The 22,352-nt window shown below is 68.5% G+C and carries 21 protein-coding genes; 11 read left to right on the forward strand and 10 right to left on the reverse strand.

Annotation, left to right across the window (positions count from 1 at the left end; genetic code table 11):
* Positions 1-9: 9 nt before the first annotated feature.
* Positions 10-867: an alpha/beta fold hydrolase gene (locus DMH01_RS24010; RefSeq protein WP_125679477.1), complete on the forward strand. Its 858-nt coding sequence runs from the start codon at positions 10-12 to the stop codon at positions 865-867.
* A gap of 159 nt (positions 868-1,026) precedes the next feature.
* On the opposite strand, the gene DMH01_RS24015 is transcribed toward DMH01_RS24010, so the two are convergent.
* Positions 1,027-2,025: an ABC transporter substrate-binding protein gene (locus DMH01_RS24015; protein ID WP_125679478.1), complete on the reverse strand. Its 999-nt coding sequence runs from the start codon at positions 2,023-2,025 to the stop codon at positions 1,027-1,029.
* A gap of 66 nt (positions 2,026-2,091) precedes the next feature.
* Between DMH01_RS24015 and DMH01_RS24020 the strand changes: the two genes are divergently transcribed.
* Together DMH01_RS24020 and DMH01_RS24025 are read left to right on the forward strand one after the other, a co-directional pair.
* Positions 2,092-3,123: an iron ABC transporter permease gene (locus DMH01_RS24020; RefSeq protein ID WP_233621648.1), complete on the forward strand. Its 1,032-nt coding sequence runs from the start codon at positions 2,092-2,094 to the stop codon at positions 3,121-3,123.
* Entirely contained in the window at positions 3,120-4,124 is a 1,005-nt protein-coding gene (locus tag DMH01_RS24025) for an iron chelate uptake ABC transporter family permease subunit (RefSeq protein ID WP_125679479.1), read from the forward strand. Before DMH01_RS24020 ends, DMH01_RS24025 begins: the two co-directional genes overlap by 4 nt.
* On the opposite strand, the gene DMH01_RS24030 is transcribed toward DMH01_RS24025, so the two are convergent.
* The 3 genes from DMH01_RS24030 to DMH01_RS24040 are packed head-to-tail and all read right to left on the reverse strand — an operon-like array spanning position 4,121 to position 7,580.
* Positions 4,121-4,963, reverse strand: coding sequence for a transglutaminase family protein (locus DMH01_RS24030; RefSeq protein WP_125679480.1), 843 nt, complete (start codon positions 4,961-4,963; stop codon positions 4,121-4,123). The genes DMH01_RS24025 and DMH01_RS24030 overlap by 4 nt on opposite strands.
* Positions 4,960-5,907, reverse strand: a complete 948-nt coding sequence (locus tag DMH01_RS24035) for an alpha-E domain-containing protein (protein ID WP_125679481.1) — start codon at positions 5,905-5,907, stop codon at positions 4,960-4,962. Before DMH01_RS24035 ends, DMH01_RS24030 begins: the two co-directional genes overlap by 4 nt.
* 11 nt (positions 5,908-5,918) lie before the next feature.
* Positions 5,919-7,580, reverse strand: a complete 1,662-nt coding sequence (locus DMH01_RS24040; protein WP_125679482.1) for a circularly permuted type 2 ATP-grasp protein — start codon at positions 7,578-7,580, stop codon at positions 5,919-5,921.
* A gap of 148 nt (positions 7,581-7,728) precedes the next feature.
* Here DMH01_RS24040 and DMH01_RS24045 point away from each other — a divergent pair, with 148 nt between their 5' ends.
* From DMH01_RS24045 to DMH01_RS24055, 3 genes are all read left to right on the forward strand, one after another.
* Positions 7,729-8,544 (forward strand): basic amino acid ABC transporter substrate-binding protein, encoded by an 816-nt coding sequence (locus tag DMH01_RS24045; protein WP_125679483.1) that lies wholly within the window; start codon positions 7,729-7,731, stop codon positions 8,542-8,544.
* Positions 8,545-8,614: 70 nt separating this feature from the next.
* Positions 8,615-9,418: an amino acid ABC transporter permease gene (locus DMH01_RS24050; RefSeq protein WP_125679484.1), complete on the forward strand. Its 804-nt coding sequence runs from the start codon at positions 8,615-8,617 to the stop codon at positions 9,416-9,418.
* Complete coding sequence (locus DMH01_RS24055) at positions 9,415-10,170, forward strand: amino acid ABC transporter ATP-binding protein (protein ID WP_125679485.1); 756 nt, start codon at positions 9,415-9,417, stop codon at positions 10,168-10,170. The genes DMH01_RS24050 and DMH01_RS24055 overlap by 4 nt, the downstream gene beginning before the upstream one ends.
* A 158-nt stretch (positions 10,171-10,328) precedes the next feature.
* On the opposite strand, the gene DMH01_RS24060 is transcribed toward DMH01_RS24055, so the two are convergent.
* The 5 genes from DMH01_RS24060 to DMH01_RS24080 form a co-directional block, all read right to left on the reverse strand.
* Positions 10,329-11,072: an ESX secretion-associated protein EspG gene (locus tag DMH01_RS24060; RefSeq protein WP_125679486.1), complete on the reverse strand. Its 744-nt coding sequence runs from the start codon at positions 11,070-11,072 to the stop codon at positions 10,329-10,331.
* Between the two features lie 2 nt (positions 11,073-11,074).
* The gene (locus DMH01_RS24065) at positions 11,075-12,277 is read right to left on the reverse strand and encodes a hypothetical protein (RefSeq protein WP_125679487.1); all 1,203 of its coding nucleotides are present in this window, start codon (positions 12,275-12,277) and stop codon (positions 11,075-11,077) included.
* A gap of 3 nt (positions 12,278-12,280) precedes the next feature.
* A complete protein-coding gene (locus tag DMH01_RS24070; protein ID WP_125679488.1) occupies positions 12,281-12,886 on the reverse strand; it encodes a DUF3558 domain-containing protein in 606 nt (201 codons plus the stop codon).
* The gene (locus DMH01_RS24075; protein WP_125679489.1) at positions 12,886-13,389 is read right to left on the reverse strand and encodes a hypothetical protein; all 504 of its coding nucleotides are present in this window, start codon (positions 13,387-13,389) and stop codon (positions 12,886-12,888) included. Before DMH01_RS24075 ends, DMH01_RS24070 begins: the two co-directional genes overlap by 1 nt.
* 319 nt (positions 13,390-13,708) lie before the next feature.
* Complete coding sequence (locus tag DMH01_RS24080) at positions 13,709-14,470, reverse strand: DUF3558 domain-containing protein (protein ID WP_125679490.1); 762 nt, start codon at positions 14,468-14,470, stop codon at positions 13,709-13,711.
* A 276-nt stretch (positions 14,471-14,746) separates the two neighbouring features.
* On the opposite strand from DMH01_RS24080, the gene DMH01_RS24085 reads away from it, so the two are divergent.
* Together DMH01_RS24085 and DMH01_RS24090 are read left to right on the forward strand one after the other, a co-directional pair.
* Positions 14,747-17,092, forward strand: a complete 2,346-nt coding sequence (locus tag DMH01_RS24085) for an oxidoreductase (RefSeq protein WP_125679491.1) — start codon at positions 14,747-14,749, stop codon at positions 17,090-17,092.
* Between the two features lie 35 nt (positions 17,093-17,127).
* Positions 17,128-17,625, forward strand: coding sequence for an SRPBCC family protein (locus DMH01_RS24090; RefSeq protein WP_125679492.1), 498 nt, complete (start codon positions 17,128-17,130; stop codon positions 17,623-17,625).
* Here the strand turns inward: DMH01_RS24090 and DMH01_RS24095 are convergent.
* Positions 17,592-18,161 carry a hypothetical protein gene (locus DMH01_RS24095; RefSeq protein ID WP_125679493.1) on the reverse strand — a complete coding sequence of 190 codons (570 nt, stop codon included), beginning with the start codon at positions 18,159-18,161 and terminating at the stop codon, positions 17,592-17,594. The genes DMH01_RS24090 and DMH01_RS24095 overlap by 34 nt on opposite strands.
* Before the next feature lie 179 nt (positions 18,162-18,340).
* On the opposite strand from DMH01_RS24095, the gene DMH01_RS24100 reads away from it, so the two are divergent.
* Genes DMH01_RS24100 through DMH01_RS24110 form a run of 3 tightly spaced genes read left to right on the forward strand, consistent with a single transcriptional unit; the run spans position 18,341 to position 22,351 of the window.
* A complete protein-coding gene (locus tag DMH01_RS24100) occupies positions 18,341-20,149 on the forward strand; it encodes an NHL domain-containing thioredoxin family protein (RefSeq protein ID WP_125679852.1) in 1,809 nt (602 codons plus the stop codon).
* A gap of 40 nt (positions 20,150-20,189) precedes the next feature.
* Positions 20,190-20,483, forward strand: a complete 294-nt coding sequence (locus DMH01_RS24105; RefSeq protein WP_007032412.1) for a co-chaperone GroES — start codon at positions 20,190-20,192, stop codon at positions 20,481-20,483.
* Positions 20,484-20,509: 26 nt separating this feature from the next.
* Entirely contained in the window at positions 20,510-22,351 is a 1,842-nt protein-coding gene (locus tag DMH01_RS24110) for a VanW family protein (protein ID WP_125679494.1), read from the forward strand.
* Position 22,352: the final 1 nt, after the last annotated feature.

Genomic DNA, 22,352 nt, shown 5'->3' on the forward strand with positions numbered 1-22,352 from the left:
GGGAGGAACGTGTTCGAAGGCTTCGAGCTCGAAAACGTCGACACGGGCGAAGTGACGTTCAGGGTCCGCCACGGCGGATCGGGTCCGCCCGTCCTTCTCCTGCACGGGCATCCCCGCACCCACACCACCTGGCACGCCGTCGCGCCGAAGCTGACGGACGCGTTCAGCGTCGTCTGCCCGGACCTTCCCGGCTACGGCCAATCCTCGAAACCCGAGACCACCGAAGACCACTCCGCGCACTCGAAACGGGAGATGGCCAGGCATATCGTCGCGCTCATGCGGCACCTCGGCCACGAGCGGTTCGCCGTGGCCGGGCACGATCGCGGCAGCTACGTGGCGCACCGGCTGGCCATGGACCATCCCGAGGCCGTCACCAAGCTGGTCGTCCTCGACGGCGTGCCGATCGGCGAGGCCCTCGCCCGCGCCGACGCGGACTTCGCGCGGAAATGGTGGCACTGGTTCTTCTTCGGCCAGCTCGCCAAACCCGCCGAGCGCGTGATCAACGCCGACCCGGACGCCTGGTACGGCGGCGATCCCGAGGCGATGGGCGCGGAGAACCACGCCGACTTCCTGCGCGCGATCCACGATCCCGAGACGGTCCACGCGATGCTCGAGGACTACCGCGCCGGCCTCGGGCCCGACCGCGAAGCCGACGACGCAGACAAGGCGGCCGGGCGGAAACTCGGCTGCCCGATGCTCATGCTGTGGTCGAGCCGCGACGACATGGCCGAGCTGTACGGCGACCCGATCGCGGTGTGGCGCGAATGGGCCGACGACGTCCGCGGCTTCGCCATCGAGTCCGGGCACCACATGGCCGAGGACAACCCGGCCGACCTCGCGGCGGCGCTACGGGAGTTCCTGGGCTAGGCCGTGTCCTGCAAGTCTGTTCGCGGTCTCCGCGCCCAGGCGGCCCCTGACGGCACGGGCGGGCTCGGCCGAGTACGACCCGGTACGAGGCCGACCCGCCCGCACCGTCAGGAACCACCTGGATCACGAAGCCCATCGAACAGACTTGCAGGACACGGCCTAGGCGAACTTGTTCAGCGCCGCGGCCAGTTCCGTCAGCTGCGGCGTGAAGCGCTGATACGAGAACGGTGTCTCGTTGTTCCAGGGGATCAACTTCCCGGCCTTCACCGCGGGCAACTGGGCCCAGGTCGGCACGCCGCCGAGCCCGTCCGGGCCGAGCGAGAGCGAACCGCCGCGGTTGTCGTACATGATGACGTCGGCGGTGTACTTGCCGATGTTCTCCCAGCTGATCTGCTGGTAGTAACCGCCCTGGCTCGGGTCCGGAGCCTCGGGGAGGACGAAGTTCATGCCCTTGTTCTGGTAGTGCCTCGACGTCGCGAACGACGGCGGATTCGCGATGTAGACGGTGTCCTTCTGCGCGGAGATCAGGAGGACCTTCAGGCCGGATGCCTTCTTGATCGCGTCACCGAGCGCGGCGTCGGCCTTCTCGTACTCCGCCTTCGCGGCCTGGATCGCCGGAGTCTCCGTGTCGGCCCCGAGTGCCTTCGCCAGCGCGATGAACTTCGCGATCCCCTCTGGCATCGCGAGCCCCTGCAGCCGGACGCCGACACTCGGCGCGGCCTTGTCGATCTTCTCCGTCTGCGTGTCCGGGACGTACCACATCTGGTCCTTCAGGTACATCACGCTGACCAGCAGCTGGGGGTTCAGCGAGACGAACTTGTCGAAGTTGAACTCGTTGTAGACGTTCCCCAGCGAGGTCACCGCGTTCAGGTCGACGCCGCCCGCCTGCGGATCCGGTTTGCCGTCGGCGAACTTCGACGGGCCGAAGATCCCGATCGACTTCACGCCGAGGTCCCACAGCGCGGCCGCGGCGGTCACCTGCGCGACGATCCGGGTCGGCCGCTCGCCTTCGAGTTTGCGGCCACGGTCGTCAGTGAAGGACCAGGTCGCTCCTGCGCCCTGAGACGGCGTCTCTTCCTGATAGCCGCAAGCGGTCAGGAGGCCGGTGGCGCCGAGCGCCGCGGTACCGGCGAGGAAGCCGCGTCGGGAGAGGTGCATGGAGATCTTCTTTCACCGAGGGACCGAAGTTCGGCGTTAGGCTAGCCTTCCCTTATCGTGAACGCCATGGTCCAGGTCACGGAGCGCGTCAGATCACCGAGGACCAGCGTTTCCGTGCGAACGCTGGTCCTGGCGGGGTCGCTCGTAGCGCTCGCCGCGGTCATCCTGCTGTCGATCGGCTTCGGCTCGAACCGCCTCTCCCTCGGCGAAGTGCTGCACGCCCTCTTCGCCTACGACGGCAACTACAACGACGTCGTCGTCCGCGACGACCGCCTGCCCCGCACGGTGCTCGGCGTCCTGGTCGGGATGGCGCTCGCGCTGGCGGGTTCGCTCATGCAGGCGATCACCCGTAACCCGGTCGCGGAACCCGGTCTGCTCGGCATCAACCACGGCGCCGCCGTCGCGATCGTCCTCGGCTCCGCGGTGTTCTCGGTGACTTCGCCCGGCGAGTACGTCTGGTTCGCCTTCGCCGGAGCGCTCGCGGGAACCGCGCTGGTCTCGGTGATCGGCGGGACGCGCGGCGCCACGAGCCCGCTGCGGCTGGTGCTGGCGGGGGTCGCGGTCCAGGCGGTGTTCGTCGGGATCAACCAGGGCATGCAGATGGTCAACACGCACAACCTGCAGGCCATGCGGTTCTGGCTGGTGGGTTCGCTGGTCAATCGGAACGCCGACCAGCTGACCGTGCTGCTGCCGTTCTTCGTCGCCGGCGTGGTCATCGCGATCGTGCTGGCCCGCGCGCTGAACGCGCTGGCGCTGGGCGAGGACACGGCCCGAGGTCTCGGCGCGAATCCGGCGCTCGTCCGCGTCGCCGGGATGGTCGCCGTCGGGCTGCTTTCGGCGTCGGCGACCGCGGCCTGCGGGCCGATCGCCTTCGTCGGCCTGATGATCCCCCATGTCGTCCGGACGCTGATCGGCCAGGACGAACGCTGGGTGATGCTGCTTTCGGCGCTGCTCGGACCGGTACTGCTGCTCGGCTGCGACGTCCTCGGCCGTCTGCTCGGTTCGCCGGGGGAGATCCAGGTCGGCGTGATGACCGACGTCGTCGGCGGGATCGCGTTCGTGATCGTGGCCCGACGGCTCAAGGCGGTGCGCCGATGACCGCGCTCGTGCGTCGCGAGTCCCGTTTGGACAGACGATCGCTGGTCGTCGTCGCCGCGCTGGCCCTGGTGGTCCTGGCGCTCGTCGTGCTTTCGGTCGGCACGGGCGACTACGAGATGAGCCCCGGCGAGGTGCTCGCGACCCTGGCGGGCCAAGGGACGAAGGCGCAGTACCTGGTCGTCATGGGACGGCTTCCGCGCGTGCTGGTCGCGATCCTCGTCGGCGCCGCGCTGGCGCTGGCCGGGGCGATCTTCCAGACGATCACCCGGAACCCGCTCGGCAGCCCGGACATCATCGGCTTCACCACCGGTTCGGCGACCGGCGGCATCGTGACCCTGCTGCTCTTCGGCTCCGGCCCTGGCCTCGTCTCACTCGGTGCGCTGGGAGGCGGTCTGCTGACCGCGCTGGTCGTGATGGCGTTGTGCGCGCCGCACGGCCTGCTGAGTTCACGGCTGGTGCTGCTCGGAATCGCGGTCAGCGCGGTGCTGGTCGGCGTGAACTCGTACCTGCTGGTGAAGGCGAACCTCGAAGCCGCCGCGCAGGCTGTCGGCTGGCTGGTCGGTGACCTCTCCGGCCGCGACTGGAGCTACTTCGTGCCGCTTGCGGTCGCGATGGCCGTGTTCGTCCCGATCGTGTTCGCGCACGGCCGCGCGCTGCGCATGCTGGAGATGGGCGACGACACCGCCACCGGTATCGGCGTCGACGTCCACCGGGTGCGGCTGACCCTGGTGCTGGTCGCGGTCGCGCTGGTCGCCGCCGCCACCGCGGCGACCGGGCCGCTCCCGTTCATCGCGCTCGCGGCGCCCCAGCTGGCGCGCCGGATGACTCGCCTGCCAGGGCCCAACCTGCTCGCGTCGGCGTTCGTCGGGGCGACGCTGGTCGTCGCGGCGGACTACCTCGGCCAGCGTCTGCTGGCGTCCTCGCTGCTGCCCGCGGGCGTCGTCGCGGCGGCCCTCGGCGGCGCGTACCTGCTCTGGCTGTTGCTCAGGCGCAGGGCTTAGGTCAGCCGGGTCAGCTGCACCGATACGTCCAAAGTGGACTGACCGCCGCCGGTGAAGATCCCCTTGAGCGGCGGCACGTCGGCGTAGTCGCGGCCGTACGCGACCCAGACGTGCCGCGGCCCGACCGGGATCGCGTTCGTCGGGTCGTAGGCCCACCAGCCGCCGGTCCAGACGTCGACCCAGGCATGGCTTTCACCTTCGACCGTCTCGCCGAGCTTCGCCTCCGGTTTCGTGTGCAGGTACCCGGAGACGTACCGCGCCGGGACGCCGATCGCGCGCAGCATCACCAGCGTGACATGCGCGAAGTCCTGGCAGACCCCTTCGCGCGCACGCCACGCGTCGGTCGCCGTGCTGTGCACGCCGGTCGTCCCCGGCTGGTACTTGAGCTGCTTGTTGACCCATTCGCAGACGGCGAGCACGGCCTCCGCCGGTTCGAGGCCCTTCCGCAGTTCGCGCGCGACCTTCGTCAGCTCCGGATCGCGGGGCGTGTACGGCGTCGGCGTCAGGTACTCGGTGCGGTGGTCGACGACGGTGTCGCTCCGAAGGTCCTTCCACGTCGCCGAGCGGACCGGCTCGCCTTCGTCGGCGGTCTCGACCACCGACGTCGCGAGCACGGTGAACTCGGTGTGCGGCGCGTGAAGGTCGAACGAGGTCACGACGGTGCCCCAGTAGTCCGTGTACCGGTAGGCGCGGGTCGCCGGCGTCGTCTCGACGCGGTTCACGACCGTGGTCTGCCGCCGGTCGGAGCGCGGGGTCAGGCGTGCCTCGTTGTACGACTGCGTGGCCGGTGTCGCGTACCGGTATCCGGTCCGGTGGGCCACCCGAAGCTGCCAGGTCACAGCGAAACCTCCGCACCGCTCCAGGCCACCCAAGGCGACGAATGGAAGTACTGCACCGAAACCGCGTCGCCGATGTCCTTGATCGAGGTCTGCAGGGCGCCGAGCCGTTTCGGCAGGTCCTCCAGCAGATCCGACGGCCGCAGGAACTCCAGCTCGCTGCGCGCGCGGCCGAGTTGCCGCAGCGCCTCGGACTTCTCGTTGGCACGCGAGTTGACGCCGGGGTCCAGCCGCTCCAGGCATTCCTCCGCCTGCCGCAGCGCGTGGAACACCGAACGCGGGAAGAGCGTGTCCCGCAACAGGAACTGCACGACCCGGCCGGCGTCGAGCGCGCCGCGATAGGTCCGCAGATAGGTGTCCTGCGCGCCCGCCGAACGGAGCACCGTGATCCAGCCGGGTGACGACGCGCTGTCCTGGACCCGCGAGAGCAGCAGCCGCACCACCATGTCCGCGCGTTCGACCGACCGGCCGAGCACCATGAACAGCCAGCCGTCGTCGCGGCTCATCGTCGAATCCGCGAGCCCGGCGAACATCGCCGCCCGTTCCTCCACAAAGGACAGGAAGGCGTGCGGGCCGGCGCGGCGCGCGTACCGCTGCCGGTCCGGCACCGCGTTCCACGTCGCGTTCAGGCATTCCCACAGCTCGGTCGAAACGACCTCGCGGGCGCCGCGCGTGTTCTCGCGGGCGGAGTTGATCGAACCGACGATCGACGCGGGATTGTCCTTGGCGTAGGCGACCAGCTCGGTCAGCTTCCACACGTCGAGCGTGTCCATGCCCTCCGGCGAGATGCCGAGGACGGCGAGCAGCTGGCGGCTCGCGTGGTCCGGGTCGACGCTGGCGTCTTCGAGCAGCTGGTGCACGGAGACGTTGAGGATCCGGGAGGTGTCATCGGCGCGTTCGACGTACCGGCCGATCCAGTACAGCGATTCCGCGTTGCGGGCGAGCACATCAACCTCCCTTATGCCTGCTGCTGCTGCTGTTGCTGGGTGGTGGTCAGCTCGGGGCCCTGCTCGGCGACCAGACCGTCCACTTGGGACAGCGCGCCGAGCGCCGGCCGTTCCAGTTCCCGCTCCGCCGTCGACGACCGCGTCGCCAGCACCCAGGTGTCCTTGGAGCCGCCGCCCTGCGACGAGTTGACCACCAGGCTGCCCTCCGGGAGCGCGACCCTGGTCAGCCCGCCCGGCAGCACGAAGATCTCCTTGCCGTCGTTGACCGCGAACGGGCGGAGGTCGACGTGCCGCGGCGCCAGCCGATCGTCCACTTTGGAGGGAACGGTGGACAGCTGGACCACCGGCTGCGCGATCCAGCCGCGTTTGTGCGCCCGGACCTTCCGCTTGAGGGCGGTCAGCTCGGCCGGCGTCGCCTCCGGGCCGAACACGATGCCGTAGCCGCCCGAACCTTCGACCGGTTTGATCACCAGCTCGTCCATATGCTGCATGACGTGGTCGAACTCGTCCGGCAGCCAGCACCGGAACGTGTCCACGTTGGGCAGCAGCGGCTTCTCGTTGAGGTAGTACTTCACCATCTCGGGCACGTAGGTGTAGACGAGCTTGTCGTCGCCGACGCCGTTGCCGACCGCGTTCGCGATCACCACGTTGCCCGCGCGCGCCGCGTTCAGGACCCCGGCCACGCCGAGCACGGAATCCGGCCGGTAGTGCACCGGATCGAGGAACTCGTCGTCGATCCGCCGGTAGATGACGTCGACCTGCCGCTCGCCCTCGGTGGTCCGCAGGTAGACGACGTTGTCACGGCAGAACATGTCGCGGCCTTCGACCAGCTCGACACCCATCAGCCGGGCCAGCAGCGAATGCTCGAAGTAGGCGGAGTTGTGCACGCCGGGCGTGAGCACGACGACCATCGGGTCGGCGACGTTCGCCGCCGCCGCGGCCCGCAGCGCGCGAAGCAGATGCGAGGCGTAATCGCCGACCGGACGGACCCGGTGCTGGGCGAACAGGTCCGGGAACACGCGCGCCATCGTGCGGCGGTTCTCCATCACGTACGACACGCCGGACGGGTTGCGGAGATTGTCCTCCAGCACCCGGAAGGTGCCCTCCTCGTCCCGCACCAGGTCCACACCGGACACGTGGATGCGGACGCCGTTGGGCGGGTTGATCCCGAACGCCTCGCGCTGGAAATGCTCACACGAGGTGATCAGCCGTCGCGGGAGGACGCCGTCGCGCAGGATCTGCCGGTCGCCGTACACATCGGCGAGGAAGGCTTCGAGCGCGCGAACCCGTTGCGCCACACCGCGTTCGAGTTTGCTCCATTCGGCGGAGGTGATCACGCGCGGCACCAGGTCGAGCGGGAACGGGCGCTCCTGGCCGGACAGCGAGAACGTGATGCCCTGGTCCACCATGGCGCGGTCGATCGCCGCCGACCGGGACGAGAGGTCGGCCGACGTCAGCGCGGAGATCGATTCGTACAGCGCCCGGTACGGCTGGCGGACCGTGCCGTCGGCCATGAACATCTCGTCGTACGCGCCCGCGTGCGGCCGGGACGGCGAGAGATAGCCGTCGAACTGCGCCCCGGGTTTCGCCGCGCGCCGCGCCGACGTCGTCGTCCGAGGGCGGCGGCCCGCAGGTGGGAGCCGCGGCGCCGGGTTGTTGTTCATGGTCGCCATACTCGCTCACCCTGCCATGCCGGCGCGATACCTCATGCAACGCCCGTGACGGCCGAAACGGCGCTGTAACGTCGTAGTGCTGTGCTTGCCGCCGGATGAGTGGCAATATGCGTGCTCTCGACACATGGGAACTACGAGGAGTGACGACGTGGCTCGATTCAAAGCGCTCGCCCTGATCCCGGCGCTCGCCCTGGCCGCGGGTGCGCTGTCCGCGTGCGGCGAGGAAGGCGGAACCGCGGCCGGCGGCGTCCAGCTCGTCGCGTCCGGCAAGGTCACCACCTGCACGCACCTGCCCTACCAGCCCTTCCAGGTCAAGCAGGGTGACAAGATCGTCGGTTTCGACGTCGACCTGGTCGACCTGGTCGGCAAGAAGCTGGGTGTCGAGCAGAGCATCGTCGACATCGCCTTCGAGACCATCGAGTCCGGCGAAGCGATGAACACCGGACAGTGCGACCTCGCCGCCGCGGGTATGACGATCACCGACAAGCGCAAGGAGAAGTTCGACTTCTCCGACCCGTACTTCGAGGCGACCCAGGCGCTGCTGGTCAAGGCCGGTTCGCCGATCAAGGACCTGTCCAACGTCGCGGGCAAGAAGATCGGTGTCCAGTCGGCCACCACCGGCGCCGACTACGCCAAGAAGGAAGCCAAGGGCGCCGAGATCGTCACCTTCGACGACCTCGCGCTGCTGGAGCAGGCCGTCAAGAACGGCACGGTCGACGCGGGCGTCAACGACAACGGCGTGCTCTACGACTTCGCGAAGACGAACCCGGACACGACGGTCGTCACCGAGTTCAAGACGAACGAGTTCTACGGCATCGGCGTGAAGAAGGGCAACAGCGCCCTCCTCGGCAAGATCAACGAGGTGCTCAAGGCGTCCGCGGCGGACGGCTCCTACGCGCAGATCTACCAGAAGTGGTTCGGCAAGGCGCCGACCTGGCAGCCGGGCAGCCCGGCCGCCGGTTGATAATCAGCTCTCCTGTGGCCGGTGCCAGCGCACCGGCCACAGGCTTGTCGCCACCTGTTTGAGGAGAGAAATGGCTTTGAGCCGCCGCCAGCGCCGTTCGGCCTTCCGGACCGGGCAGTACGTCCTGCTGCTGGTGATCGTCATCGTGCTCGCGCTGCTGGCCGACTGGAGCAGGATCGGCAAGGCGTTCTTCGATCTCGAAGTCGCCGCCAAGCAGTTCCCGGACGTCATCACCGTCGCACTGAAGAACACCATCGTCTTCACCGCGCTGGGCTTCGCGCTCGGCCTCGGGATGGGCCTGCTGCTCGCCCTGATGAGACTTTCCTCGGTCGGCCCGTACCGCTGGTTCGCGCGCGGGTACATCGAGTTCTTCCGCGGCCTGCCCGCGCTGCTGATCTTCCTGGCCGTCGGCATCGGCGTGCCGACCGCGTTCGACACGACCCTGCCCCGCAACGTCGCGATCATGCTGGCGCTGGGCATCGTGTCGTCCGCCTACATGGCGGAAACCATCCGCGCCGGTATCCAGGCGGTGCCGCGCGGACAGGTCGAGGCCGCGCGTTCGCTCGGCATGTCGCCCGCCCGCACGATGATCACCGTCGTGATCCCGCAGGCGTTCCGGATCATCCTGCCGCCGCTGGCCAACGAGCTGATCATGCTGACGAAGGACTCGTCGCTGGCGTTCCTGCTCGGCACCACCCCGGCGCAGCAGGAACTCGCGCAGTTCAGCCGCCAGGCGCTGCTCGAGGCCAAGGGCCTGACCCCGATCGTCGTCGCCGGTCTGTGCTACCTGGTCATCACCATCCCGCTGTCGATCCTGCAGCAGCGGCTAGAGAAGAAATACGGAGCCGGAGTGCCCGGCGGAGGAACGGTATGAGCGCCCAGACGATCGTCGAGGTTTCGGGACTGCACAAGGCGTTCGGCGAACTCGAGGTGCTCAAGGGCATCGACCTGCACGTCGAGCGCGGCCAGGTCGTCTGCATCATCGGCCCGTCGGGCTCGGGCAAGTCGACGCTCCTGCGCTGCGTCAACCTCCTCGAGGAACCGCAGCAGGGCAAGATCGTGGTCAACGGCAGCGAGATCACCGATCCCGACGTCGACATCGACGGCGCCCGCACGAAGATCGGCATGGTCTTCCAGTCGTTCAACCTCTTCTCACACCTGAGCGTGCTCGACAACCTGACGGTCGCGCAGCGCAAGGTGCTCAAGCGCGGCAAAGACGAGGCGGTGCGCATCGCGAGGGAAAACCTCGCGAAGGTCGGGCTGGCGGAGAAGGAGTCTTCGCTGCCGACGCAGCTTTCCGGCGGGCAGCAGCAGCGCGTCGCGATCGCCAGGGCGCTGTCGATGGACCCCGACGTCATGCTGTTCGACGAACCGACATCGGCGCTGGACCCCGAACTGGTCGGCGACGTCCTCGCGGTCATGCGGCAGCTCGCGCAGGAAGGCATGACGATGCTCGTCGTCACGCACGAGATGCAGTTCGCCCGTGAGGTGGCCGACATCGTGCTGTTCATGGACGGCGGCGTCGTCGTCGAGCAGGGCTCACCGGACCAGGTGATCGGGGACCCGCAGGAGGAGCGCACGAAGACGTTCCTCTCGCGGGTCCTGAACCCGAACCACCAGGGTTAGGCCGTGTCCGGTAAGTCTGTCCGCGGTCTCCGCGCCCAGGCGGCCCCTGACGGCACGGGCGATTCAGCCGAGTACAACCCGGTACGAGGCCGAATCGCCCGCACCGTCAGGAACCACCTGGATCACGGAGCCCATCGAACGGACTTACCGGACACGGCCTAACGCCCCCGGAGCTCCGACTCCAGCTGGACCACCTTCGCGACGATTTCGTGCGGCCCGGCGCCCATGAGGCTCACCCAGCCCTTGGCGTCCGGGCCGAACACGACCCGGCCCTGGTCGGTGTCCATCCAGCCCGGTGGCCTTTCAACGCGTTTCCGGTTGCCGCCACCATCGCGGATGGCGACGTAAAGCCTGCCGAAGAAGGTGTGCGGCGACCGGATCCACTGGAGGATCTTCTTGGCGTCACGGATGCTCGGGCCGCTGCCGGTCAGCGTTTCGCCCTTCATCAGGACCTGCAGATCGTCTTCCGAGCAGTTCAGGGACGGTGTGCGCGCGGCGGGAGCCTCGGGGAGCAGGCCGGTGAAATCCTGCGCCAGCGTGTCCGGCCGTGTCGGGGTCAGGTAGACGACCTTGTCGACCAAGACCACCGTGACCGCTTCCCGGCCACTGCCCGCGGCGCGAACGGTCCGCTCACGACCCTCGGACTTCACCCACGAGTAGTACTCCACCGCGGGCCGCTGCAGGAAACGCAGTGTGTCGAGGAATTCGTCGTCGATCCGGCCGCGTCTGAGGAGGCCTTGTCTGTCCAATTCGGACTGTGCGGTGGCGGCCAGCTCGCGACGTTCCTCGGGCAGGTACCACTGCGCGCCACGGACGAGCGTCGGATGGATGTCGCCCAGATTGTGTTGGTCCAGCAGGGTTTCGTAGGTCTGGAGCGTCAGCTCGACGGGTTTCCGCAGCACGATTACGCGCCGATCACCGGCGGAACCGGCTTGTCCCCGTCGTAGCCGCCGAAGAGGGAGTCCCCGTCCTCTTCCTGCAGCGTGATCTTGCGCTGGTGCTCTTCGTCCTCGCCGCCCTTGCCCTTGCCGGCACCGGCGCCCATCCCGCCGCCGCCCATGCCGGGCGCGCCAGGACGTCCCGCCGCTGCGGGGCCTCCCGCCGGCGTACCGCGCATCGCGCCTTCACCGGGCATGGCGGCGCCGACGCCGCGACCCGGCCCCATGCTCCCCGGCCCGCCGGTCGACCCACCCGGCCCGAACCCGGCGCCGGGCCCGAAACCGCCGCTGAACCCGCCCGCCCCCGGGCCGAATCCGCTGCCGCCACCCCCAGGTCCGCCGGGGCCTGGCCCGAAGTTGGGCGGGCGGTGGTCGCCCGGCCGCACCTGTGTCCCTCGGTCCCACTGGGACAGCTCTGTCCGATCGTTCGGCTGCGACGAAGGCAGCGGTCGCGGGACCTGCGGAATCCTCGGCGGCTGCGGGACCTGCGGCGGCCGCGGCGCCTGATACCCCTCGGCGCCCGGAGGCGCGCTGTACGAACTCGGCCCGCCAGTGTACCCACCGGGGCCACCGTGCCGCCCGGAGTCGCCGGGCCCGCCGGTGAACCCGCTGACCTTGGTCTGACCAGGATCGACCGGATCCGGCGTGATCGGCCCGGACGAGACATTCGGATCGTGCGCGGCCGGATAGGCCGGCGCGAGCGACTGCTGCCGAGGCTGAGTGCTCTGGTAGTACGGCTCGTAGATCTCGACGTTGTGCTTCGTGTCCGCGTCGAACTTCGCCGCCGCGATCTCGTCGTCACTCGCCCCGATCGACAGGACGTCCTCGGGCCCGCTGTCCCCTGCGCGCTCCTTCTCGACCGGACGGACATTGCCGCGCGTGTAATGGAAAGAGGCGTTCTGGTCGAACATCGACTGACGGGCGCGGTCCATGTTCTCGCCCGCGATCTTGGAGGTCGCTATGAGCGGGGCGAGGCCCGCGACCCCGCTGTCGGCGGCCTTGCCCTTCCAGAAGGAACTGAGCGCGGTTTGGCTGGACTCCATCGCCTTGCTCATGTCTTCGTGAATGACCATCAGCTTGTGCGATGACACTTGGGCCCTGTCGAGGGTTTCGGTGGTCGCGGGGTTGGTGTTGAGCTTGTCGAAGATCTCCCAACCGCTATAGGTCATTGCCTACGCCCCTTTGAGATTCTTGATGCCCGCGGCACCGACCTTGGCCGCCAAGCCGCACGGATCAGAGTACGAGGGGTGGTCGCTGCCAAGACGTGGGATTATGGTGTAGACGAGATCATCTCGAACGCCGATAGCGAGCGTGCAGGTTCCCGGACCCTCGCCACCGTTCGCATAGACGACGGCCGGGTAGCCAGCGACTGGTTCGACGGGCTTGAACGTGGTCAAGCCGCCAGTCGCGTTTTGGGCGTAGAGAGAGCTAAGGCCGTCTTTATTACCGGCGACAAGTCCGGCGCTCACCGTGTTCGCTCCCTTTGAGAAAATCCAGGCGCAGGCCTTGCCCATGGTCATATTTTCTTGCTCGGAACGCTCGACCTGGCCACCGATCGACTCAATGTCGGCGGTAGGAATAGTTGCGCATGGATCCGATTCGTATCGCGCAGTATTGGCGATCGGATTTGCTACAGCAGGGGCCCCGTTCGAGGGCAGTCCGGTTGGCGAAGGTGCGCTCGTCGGGGTAGGAGTGCCTGACTTCTGGTCGCTGCAGCCACCGAGAAGGGCCATCGAGCTCAGCGCTGCAATGGTCAGGAGTGTGGCCTTGGGTCGCATCAGTCGACCTTTCCAATCTGACGGAGCGCGTCGATCGCGGCTTGGTCTTGCTCTTGGTAGGCGGTACGGATTTGGATCAGAGTGTCGACATAGGCGCGGGTATACTGCTCGGCACTCTGGAGGAAGTTCTTGTATTCGGCGCCGGACTTGTTCGCCGCCACCACGTAGCCCTGGCTGCCGACCTCCTCGCCCGGTGGCTTTATCTGATCCAGCCACACGGCTTCGTTCTGAGCACGCCTGAAGTCATTCTTAAGGCAGTCCTCAAGGGACTTGATCACCTTGTCCATGGCTTCCTGGTCGAACTCCCAGCCGCCGTTCGCCGAGGCGGCCGCGAAGTCAGCCTTTGCCTGCCCGGCGCCGAGATTGCGGTAGTCCGGCGGCGGAGGTGGCGGCGATGAGGCGGCGGCGCCCTGCATCAACCCCGAGTTCGGCGGCGGTGCTTGTGGCCCCGGCCCGTTGATCTGGTCGTAGACCCCCTGAGGGCCGCGTCCCGGTCCTGTCATGACGTGCCTCCCCGCACGGGCCGCGATGGGGCGCGACCTACCCGTAGTTTCCTACTGACTCCAACCCGTGACGATAGCAGGAGGTAAACCGTTGATCAGCCACTTCGAGGAAGATCACCATCGAAAGATGGGACGATCAGCGTGGTCTGGCCTGAAAGACGGTTTTGTCTGATCAAACAGGCCCGGGTCGCCGCCTCGGCTCGTCCCTTCCGGCTCGGCGGATGTCGCCGTGTGTGTGTGGCGCAAGAGGCGTTCTGGGCGTACACCGACCGGCAGGTGCGCTCCGCTGCCGGCGATGAGCTCTCGCATCGCCGATAGGTCATTGGACCGCCTTCAGATGCTGGATCGTGAACTCTGCGATCTTCACGCTCAAGCCGCACGGGTCGTCCAGGTAGGGGTTGCCACGCCGCAGTTGCGTGACCAGGACGTATGTCACGTCGTCGCGGAGGCCTACTGCGAGCTGACAAGCGCCTTTACCTTCGCCGCCATTCGCGTATTCGACTGCCGGATACCCGGCGATGTCCGGCAGTGGTTTGAACGTCGTTACGCCGCTACCTTGAGCTTTGAGCGCGTAGAGGTGACTCAGGCCGTCGGGCTGGCCGACGTTCAATGCGCCGCTGACGTTGCCTGCGGACTCGGCGAAGATCCAGGCACAACCTCGTCCGCTCGCGATGTCTTCGGCCGCTGTGCTTTTGAGCGCTCCTCCCACGCCTTCGACCTCGGTTTTGGTTGCAGCGCCGCAGGGATCCGCGGCCAGCAGATCGGTCTTCAGCGGACTTCGCACGGCAGGGGCGCCTGCTCGCGGTAGGCCCGAGGACGACGCCGGTGCAGAGGTGGGGCTCCCCGAGGTCTTGTCATCGTTGCAAGCCGTTGCAAGCAGCAAAGTCGTGCAGATGATCGTCGAGGCGATGATGAGCCGTCGCGTTCGGAGGGCCCTTCCTGCTTTCGCTTGTCTGGAACCGGGCTCGCCATGGTTCGGCTGCGGAGGCAAAGTGCTACCGCTGCTGCGCGGGCAGTGCGGTACAGCACCGTTGATCTGGTCGTAGATCCCCTTGAGGGGCCGCGTTCCTGTTTTCTTCATGTCGTGCCTCCCCGCACGGGCCGCGATGGGCGCGACCTACCCGTAGTCCACCACCGACTCCGCTGAGTGACCGTAGCAGCGAACCGCCGCCCTCACGCCGAATCCGCTCAAGATCACCAGCGCCGCGAGAAACGGCCTGGTCCGGAACCCGGGGCGGTCGTTCTGCCGTCGTACGCCCGTGGCAGTTTCCGGTCTGATGTCCTGGGCCACTTGCGAATCCCGTGTGTGATCGGCTTCGCTGGTGGCCGAGGAACGACGGGGGAGGGAAGCGAGACGATGCCGGGTTTTCGGCGCAACAACGGGCCGCGCGATCCGGGGGAGGGCGACCAGAACGGTGACACGTCGCTGCCGCCGCTCGATCCGTTCGATCCGAACCCCGACAAGCGGTACGAGGTTCCGGCGTCCGAGCTGATGAAGCCGGGTACGACGGGGCTGCTCCGCTGGCGTCGCCAGGCGACCAACGCGCCGATCGTGCAGGTCGAGGACGCGTACATCACCGGTACGCTCGATCTGCGCGCGGCCGACATCAAGTATCTGTTCCGGTTCGAGCGGTGCCGGTTCGAGCATCCGCCGGACGTCCGCGAGGCGCATCTGCTCGGGCTGGTGTTCCGCAAGTGCTGGCTGCCCGGGCTCAAGGCGCGCAACCTCCGCACCCGCAACGACGTCCGTCTCATCCGCAGTGTCGTGCACGTCGACGCCGAGCACGAGATCGAGGAGACCACGGTCCAGCGCGGCGACGATCGCGAGCGCGGGATGCCGAACGCGGCGGTCAACCTCACCGACGCGGTCATCGAGGGCTCCGTCGTGCTGACCCGCACGGTGATCACGCATCCGCGCGGCAAGGCGATCCAGGCCGACCGGGTCAACATCGTCGGCGCATTGCTGGCGTATCGGTTGGTGGCCAACGGGGAAGTCCGCATCCCGGGCATGCGCGCCGGCGGTAACGTCAACTTCTCCGGCGCGACGCTGAACAACCGGGACGGCTTCGCGCTCAACGGGAACGGGATCCACATCGGCGGCAGCCTGTTGTGCGAGGTGGACAACTACGGTCCCGCTTCGCAGCGGAAACGCTTCTCCGCCAGTGGGATCATGTTCCTGCCGAGCGCCACTGTGGACAGTGACATCATTTTGCGCGAGGCCAGGCTTTCGGTGAACCAGTCCGGGCCGATCGTCGTCGACGCGTGGAAGTCCAACGATCCGTACATCGATCCGCGGCCGGCGCTGGTCGCGGATCGCTCGACGGTCAAGGGGAACCTCGAGCTGAGCGACGGGATGCAGGCGACCGGGACGCTGCGGATGGTCAACGCCCGGATCGGCGGTTCGCTGCGGCTGGCCGGCGCCGAGGTCCAGGTCGTCCGCGGGCAGACCATTCCCTACTACGACCGCGCGATCCACCTCGACGGGACCACCATCGGCGGCGACCTGGAGGCGACGAGCCTGCGGGTGCCGTCGGGGCAGTTGCGCATGGCGGACATCACCGTCGGCGGCAATGTGCTGGCGTGGAACTCGATGTTCCTCCACCCGCGCCGCGACGTCTTTTCCGCACGGCGCGCGAAGATCGCGGGCAACTTCCAGCTCACCGATGCGACCGTCCAAGGCACTTTGCGGTTGCAGGGCGCCGAAATCGGCGGCAGCGTGAACCTGTTCGGCACGAGCCTGACCGAGCCCGGCGCCCGCACGCGCACCAGTTACTCGCTGGACGTCCGCACCGCGCGGATCGGCCGGGACCTGATCCTCACCGAGAACAAGGAACGTCCGTTCGTCGCGCAGGGCGGGGTCAACCTCGACGGCGCACAGGTCGCGCGGCGCGTCGACTTCCGTGGCGCGCGGCTCGGTTCCCTGCCGCAGCACGGGATCGCGCTCGACGGCAGCGACGTCTCGGCCGACGAATTCCTTCTCACGCCCGGCGTCCCGCCGGACGGCCGGATCGTGCTGAGGCGCGCGCATTGCGGGACGCTGGGCGACAACGAGGCCTTCTGGGCGTCGGCGACCGGGATCGAGCTGGAGGATTTCCGTTACGACGCACTGCAAGAGGACATCGCGCTCGACGACGACCGGGCGATCGACCATCGGATCGCGTTGCTGCGCAAGGCGATGGACGGTTACCGCCCGGGGCCCTACGACCAGCTGGCGGCGACGCTGCGCGCGTCCGGTAACGAAGAGCACGCCTCCACGGTGCTGCTGAAGAAGCAGCAGTTCCGGTATGAGGCGCTCGCGAAGGGCTTCAAGTTCTTCGGGCCCGGCGTGCACGTGTGGAGCTGGTTGCAGCGGTCGATGGTCGGCTACGGCTTCCGTCCGGTGCGTGCGCTCGGCTGGCTGCTGACGCTGCTCGTGCTGGGGAGCCTGTGGTTCGGGCTCGGCGTGGACGACTGCATCACGAATCCGAAGCTCACGGTGAGCGGGCCGCGCTGCCTGGTCAACCAGGATGACACCGGGCTGCAGTGGAATCCGGTGCTCTACACGATCGACCTCCTGGTCCCGATCGTCGACTTCGGCAACAAGTCCCGCTGGTACATGCACGGCATGGACAACTGGGTCGCGGCCGGGTTCACCGCCTCGGGCTGGGTGCTGGCGACGACGGTCGCGGCCGGCATAAGCCGCATGCTTCGCCGCGACAACTGAGGGTATTTCACATACCCTCAGTACGGAGGTATGTGATGACGCAGCGCAGCGCCACCGGCGAGATCGCGATCGCCGCCCCGCCCGAGAAGGTGTACGCCCTGGTCAGTGACCCGGGCGCCCTCGCGGACATGGCCGAGGAGTACGAAGGGCACCGCTGGGTCGGTGCGGTGAAGGAGCCCGCCGTCGGCGCCCGGTTCCGCGGCCGCAATCGCCGCGGGATCCGTCGCTGGAGCACCCTCTCGACGATCACCGACGCCGACGAGGGCAAGCGGTTCGCGTTCGAGGTGACCACGTTCGCCGGTCTCCCCGTCGCGCGCTGGCAGTACGACATCGAGGCGACGGCGGACGGTTGCGTGGCCGTCGAAAGCACGTGGGACCGGCGGCCGGGCTGGCTACGCGGGCCGACGTCGCTGTTCACCGGGGTCTGGAAGAGGGACGACGCCAACCGCGCGAACATCGCCGCGACGCTGGCCCGGCTGAAGGCCGCCGCCGAGTCCGTTCACTCCACGAACCGCGACCAGAAGTCGATCTGACGCGGCCCGCCGGGCGGCGGCGGGCCCAAGGGGTCGCCGCAGAAGTCGTGCCGCAGGTATCCCCGCAGGTCGTAGCCGTAGTAGACGATGTCGGTCTGATACACCGACAGCACCGGATAGCCCGTGCTTCCGGCGATCCCCGGCAGGTATCGGTGCCCGCAGACGGGCACCAGCTGAGGGGCGAGCGCCAAATGCGAGCGGGCCCGTGAAAGCGCGTCGGCGAGGTCGATCGGGCGCAGGCCCCAGTCCGGCGGCCAGAAGCCGTTGTGTTCGACGTCGTACAGCACCCCGTCGACCGGCCAGTCCAGGCGTTTCCGCAGCTGGTCGGGGTTGCCGCAGCGCCAGTCCGGCCAGCGGTCGCCGATCGGCACCCCGGCGGAGAGGAAGGTGCGGTGGTCGGCGGCGAACCGGAAGCCGAAGCGGGCTTCGACGTCGTCGAGCTCGGCCTCGCTCAACCCGGGACGCACGGGTTCGGCCAAGCTCGCCTGGAGGTCGTGTGCCTCCTCGATGGTGAAGGCGTGCTCAACAGTGGACATGTGTTCGAGCCTAAATTGCGCAACGCGAAGGCGCCTTCTCTTTTAACACCACTCCCTCATCACCCACATGGGGCTCCTCCCCCGGGGTGAGCTCGCCCTCTCAACGCCTGGACCTCGGAACAGCACGGCCGCGCGTGTAGTTCACTCATGTCGTGACTTCCCCACGAACGCAGTCCCGCGTGCGGGCGCCCGAGCTCGACGGCGACGTGTGGCTCAACACCGGCGGCGAGCGGATCACGCTCGCCGGGCTGCGCGGCCGCGTCGTCCTGCTGGACTTCTGGACCAGTGGCTGCATCAACTGCCTGCACGTGCTGGACGAGCTGCGCCCGCTGGAGGCCGAGTTCGCCGACGTCGTGGTGACCATCGGCGTGCATTCGCCGAAGTTCCTGCACGAGGGCGAGGCGGCCGCGATCGAGGCCGCCGTGCGGCGTTACGAGGTGCATCACCCGGTCCTCAACGACCCGAAGATGGCCACCTGGTCGCAGTACGCGGTCAAGGCGTGGCCGACGCTGGTCGTCGTCGACCCCGAGGGTTACGTCGTCCACGTCGCCGCCGGCGAGGGGCACGCCGAGGCGTTGCGCCGGGTGATCGCCGACCTCGTCGCGACCCACGAGGCGAAGGGCACGCTGCGCCGCGGCGGCAGCCCGTACGTCCCGGCCGAGGAGCAGCGCACCGAGCTGCGCTTCCCGAGCAAGGCCGTCACCACCGCCGAAGGCCGCATCCTGGTCGCCGACACCGGCAACCACTCCATCGTCGAATTCGCGTCCGACGGCGAGACGATCATCCGCCGCTTCGGCAGCGGTGAGCGCGGCGCGCAGGACGGGCCGTTCGACCTGGCGAGCTTCACCGAGCCGTCCGGGATCACCCTGTTGCCGTACGAGGTCGCCGAGCGCGCGGGTTACCACGCCGTCGTCGCCGACACGGCCGGTCACCGGCTTCGCGGTATCGACCTGATCACCGGCGAGGTCTCCACGGTCGCTGGCACCGGCCGCCAGTGGCGTGACGGCGTCGACACCGGCAAGGCGCTCGACATCGACCTCACCAGCCCCTGGGACGTCGCGTGGTGGGGGCCCGCGGGCGGCGTCGTGGTCGCCATGGCGGGCAACCACACGCTGAGCGTGTTCGAGCCGGTCTCGGGCACCATCCGCCGCTTCGCCGGCACGACCGTCGAGGGCCTCCGTGACGGCGACGTCCACGAAGCGTTCTTCGCGCAGACGTCCGGTCTCACGCCCGACGGGCGGAAGCTGTGGCTCGCGGACGCCGAGACGTCGGCGCTGCGCTGGATCCAGCCCGAGGGCGAGACGTTCACCGTGCACACCGCGGTCGGCGTCGACCTGTTCTCCTTCGGGCACGTCGACGGGCCCGCCGACAAGGCGCTCCTGCAGCACCCGCTCGGTCTCGCCGTGCTGCCCGGCGACACCATCGCGATCGCCGACACCTACAACGGCGCGATCCGCCGCTACGACCCGCTCAGCCGCCAGGTGACCACGCTCGCGACCGGTCTCGCGGAGCCGTCCGGCCTGCTGGTGCACGACGGCGAACTGCTGGTCGTCGAGTCGGCGGGAAGCCGTATCGGTCCGGTGCCGCTCGGGGAGCAGGCGGTGGCCGGAGACGCGCACGCGGTCCGCCGCCCGCCGACCGTGCTGGCGCCGGGTGAGCTGGAGTTCTCCGTCGTCTTCACCCCGCCGCCCGGCGAGAAGCTCGACGACCGGTTCGGCCCGTCGACGCGGCTGGAGATCAGCGCGTCGCCGCCCGAACTGCTCGCCGACGGCGCCGGGGTGGGCACGGACCTGTTCCGCAAGCTCCGCTTCGCCGAGGGCGTCTCCGGCGGCGTTCTGCAGGTCGTCGCGCAGGCCGCCAGCTGTGACGACGGGGGCGAGCACCCCGCCTGCCGCATCACCCGCCAGGACTGGGGCGTGCCGGTGCGGTTCGAAAAGGGCGGAGAAAGCGTGCTGAGCCTGGTCATGGCGGGCGATCCGGGTAAGTAGAGTCGTACTCGTGTCAGATCGGCCGAAACTCGAGATTCAGATGCTGCAGGACCGGGTGCTCGTGAAGCTGTCCCCCGAGGACGGGGAGCGCCGAAGCTCCGGCGGCATCGTCATCCCCGCCACCGCGCAGGTCGCGCGGCGGCTCGCGTGGGGTGATGTACTGGGCGTGGGCAACAGTGTGCGGAACGTCAAGACCGGCGACCGGGTGCTGTTCAACCCGGACGACCAGCACGAGGTCGAGATCCAGGGCGAGGGGCACCTGGTGATGCGGGAACGCGACATCCACGCCGTGGCGACCGAACGGACCGAACACGGCACGGGGTTGTACCTGTAACTCAGTCGCGGGAGGGGTGGTGGGAGTTGGCACGCGATGACCACGACGAGCCGGGTGCCGAGCTGTTCACCGACGATCTCCTCCCGGACTCCGACCAGGGCCTGGTGGACGAGCTCTTCGAGGGCGACAGGGTGGTGCATCCGCCACCGACACCCGCGTCGAAGCTCCGCCGGGGGCTGGGCAAGGCCCTCATGGTCACCGGGGTGCTGATGGGCCTGTTCGTGGTGGCCTACGCGGTCGACCTGATCGTCAGCGCCGGGGACGTCCCACGCGGGGTCACGGTCGCGGGGATCGACGTCGGCGGCCTCACGCACAAGGAGGCCGAGTCGAAGCTCCGCCGCGAGCTGGAGCCCAGGCTGATCGAGCCGGTGCGGGTACGGGCGGGCGACGTCCGGACGGTGCTGTACCCGACGTCGTCGGGTCTCGGCCTGGACTGGCCGCAGACGCTGGGGCGCGCCGGTCATCAGCCCCTGAGCCCGTACACGCGGCTGATGTCGTTCTTCAGCAGCCGTGAGGTCGGCGTCGTCACCTGGACCGACGCGCCAAAGCTCGAAAAGGCCGTCTCGGACCTCGCCGCCGCGCAGCTGAACCGCCCGCCGGTCGAAGGGAACATCACGTTCCAGCCCGTCCCGGGCAGCGACGGCGGTGTCGTCCCGGCCGCGGTCGAGCCGCGGAACGGGCAGACCCTCGCCGACGTCAAGGAGGCGGTCGCCGCGGTCATCGACCGCTGGCTGGGCGACGAAGGTGTCGAGCTGAAGGTGAACGTCGCGCCCGTGAAGGCGACTTCGCCCGGTGTGCACGCGGCGCTCGTCAAGATCGTCGTCCCCGCGGTCGCGAAACCGCTCGTCATCCGCGGCGAGGGCAAGGACGCGACGCTGAAACCGAACAAGATCGCGGAGTCCTTCCAGTTCGCCGCGCGCGACGACGGCAATCTCGAAGTCCGCATCGACCAGGGCAAACTACGCGCCGCCGCGCAGCCTCAGCTCAAGGAGACCGAGACCGACGGGGCGGACGCCCAGATCGTCTTCGTCGGCGACAGGCCGGCGGTACAGCCGTCGAAGGACGCCAAAAAGATCAACTGGGACCACACGTTCTCGTCGTTGACCTCGGTGCTCGCGAAGAGCGAAGAGCGGGAGCTGAAGGCGGTCTACGACGCCAGCAGCCCGGCCGTCAGCACCGACGCGGCGAACGTCCTCGGCATCAACGAGGTCATCGGCGAATTCACCACGTCGGGCCTGAACGGGCCGGCGATGACGAACGTGCAGGCGTTGGCGAGCAGGGTCTCGGGCGCCATCGTGAAGCCGAACGAGACGTTCAGCCTCGGCGCGCGGTCCGGGGCGAGGACGGCGGACGCGGGCTACGTCCCCGCTCCGGTGAACGAAGACGGCACCGGACCGGTCGTGGTCGGAGGCGGCGTCTCCCAGCTCGCGACGACGCTCTACAACGCCGCGTACCTGGCGGGGCTGGCCGACGGCGGACATCTGGAACACGACCACTACCTGGACCGCTATCCGGTCGCGCGCGACGTGAAGGCGATCAACGCCGACGGTTCGCCGGTCGAGCTGCAGATCGTCAACGACGCCCCGACCGGGATCGCGATCCAGGTGATCCCCGCCAACGGTTCGGTGACCGTGCGGATCTGGGGCACCAAACGGTTTTCGGTGCAGAGCGTCGGCGGCGAGCGGCATTCCTACGTCCCCCAGCCGGTGCAGATGGGGTCGGGACCCGGCTGCGTGCCGGATCCCGGAGCCCCCGGGTTCGGCACCTCGGACACCCGAGTGCTGATCGACGTCGTCACCGGGACGGAGGTCCGCCGGGAGACCCGCAACGCGACCTACTCACCGCGGGCCGCGATCATCTGCGCCTGAG

This window comes from Amycolatopsis sp. WAC 04182 (assembly GCF_003947465.1).
In the GTDB taxonomy this organism is placed as follows: domain Bacteria; phylum Actinomycetota; class Actinomycetes; order Mycobacteriales; family Pseudonocardiaceae; genus Amycolatopsis.

Bases quoted from the DNA above. Each gene is read 5' to 3' on its own strand.
- DMH01_RS24080 (WP_125679490.1), bottom strand. From the start codon at position 14,470: ATGAAGAAAACAGGAACGCGGCCCCTCAAGGGGATCTACGACCAGATC.
- DMH01_RS24070 (WP_125679488.1), bottom strand. From the start codon at position 12,886: ATGCGACCCAAGGCCACACTCCTGACCATTGCAGCGCTGAGCTCGATG.
- DMH01_RS24075 (WP_125679489.1), bottom strand. From the start codon at position 13,389: ATGACAGGACCGGGACGCGGCCCTCAGGGGGTCTACGACCAGATCAAC.
- DMH01_RS24055 (WP_125679485.1), top strand. From the start codon at position 9,415: ATGAGCGCCCAGACGATCGTCGAGGTTTCGGGACTGCACAAGGCGTTC.
- DMH01_RS24090 (WP_125679492.1), top strand. From the start codon at position 17,128: ATGACGCAGCGCAGCGCCACCGGCGAGATCGCGATCGCCGCCCCGCCC.
- DMH01_RS24050 (WP_125679484.1), top strand. From the start codon at position 8,615: ATGGCTTTGAGCCGCCGCCAGCGCCGTTCGGCCTTCCGGACCGGGCAG.
- DMH01_RS24020 (WP_233621648.1), top strand. From the start codon at position 2,092: ATGGTCCAGGTCACGGAGCGCGTCAGATCACCGAGGACCAGCGTTTCC.
- DMH01_RS24065 (WP_125679487.1), bottom strand. From the start codon at position 12,277: ATGACCTATAGCGGTTGGGAGATCTTCGACAAGCTCAACACCAACCCC.
- DMH01_RS24085 (WP_125679491.1), top strand. From the start codon at position 14,747: ATGCCGGGTTTTCGGCGCAACAACGGGCCGCGCGATCCGGGGGAGGGC.
- DMH01_RS24095 (WP_125679493.1), bottom strand. From the start codon at position 18,161: ATGTCCACTGTTGAGCACGCCTTCACCATCGAGGAGGCACACGACCTC.
- DMH01_RS24105 (WP_007032412.1), top strand. From the start codon at position 20,190: ATGCTGCAGGACCGGGTGCTCGTGAAGCTGTCCCCCGAGGACGGGGAG.
- DMH01_RS24025 (WP_125679479.1), top strand. From the start codon at position 3,120: ATGACCGCGCTCGTGCGTCGCGAGTCCCGTTTGGACAGACGATCGCTG.
- DMH01_RS24040 (WP_125679482.1), bottom strand. From the start codon at position 7,580: ATGGCGACCATGAACAACAACCCGGCGCCGCGGCTCCCACCTGCGGGC.
- DMH01_RS24015 (WP_125679478.1), bottom strand. From the start codon at position 2,025: ATGCACCTCTCCCGACGCGGCTTCCTCGCCGGTACCGCGGCGCTCGGC.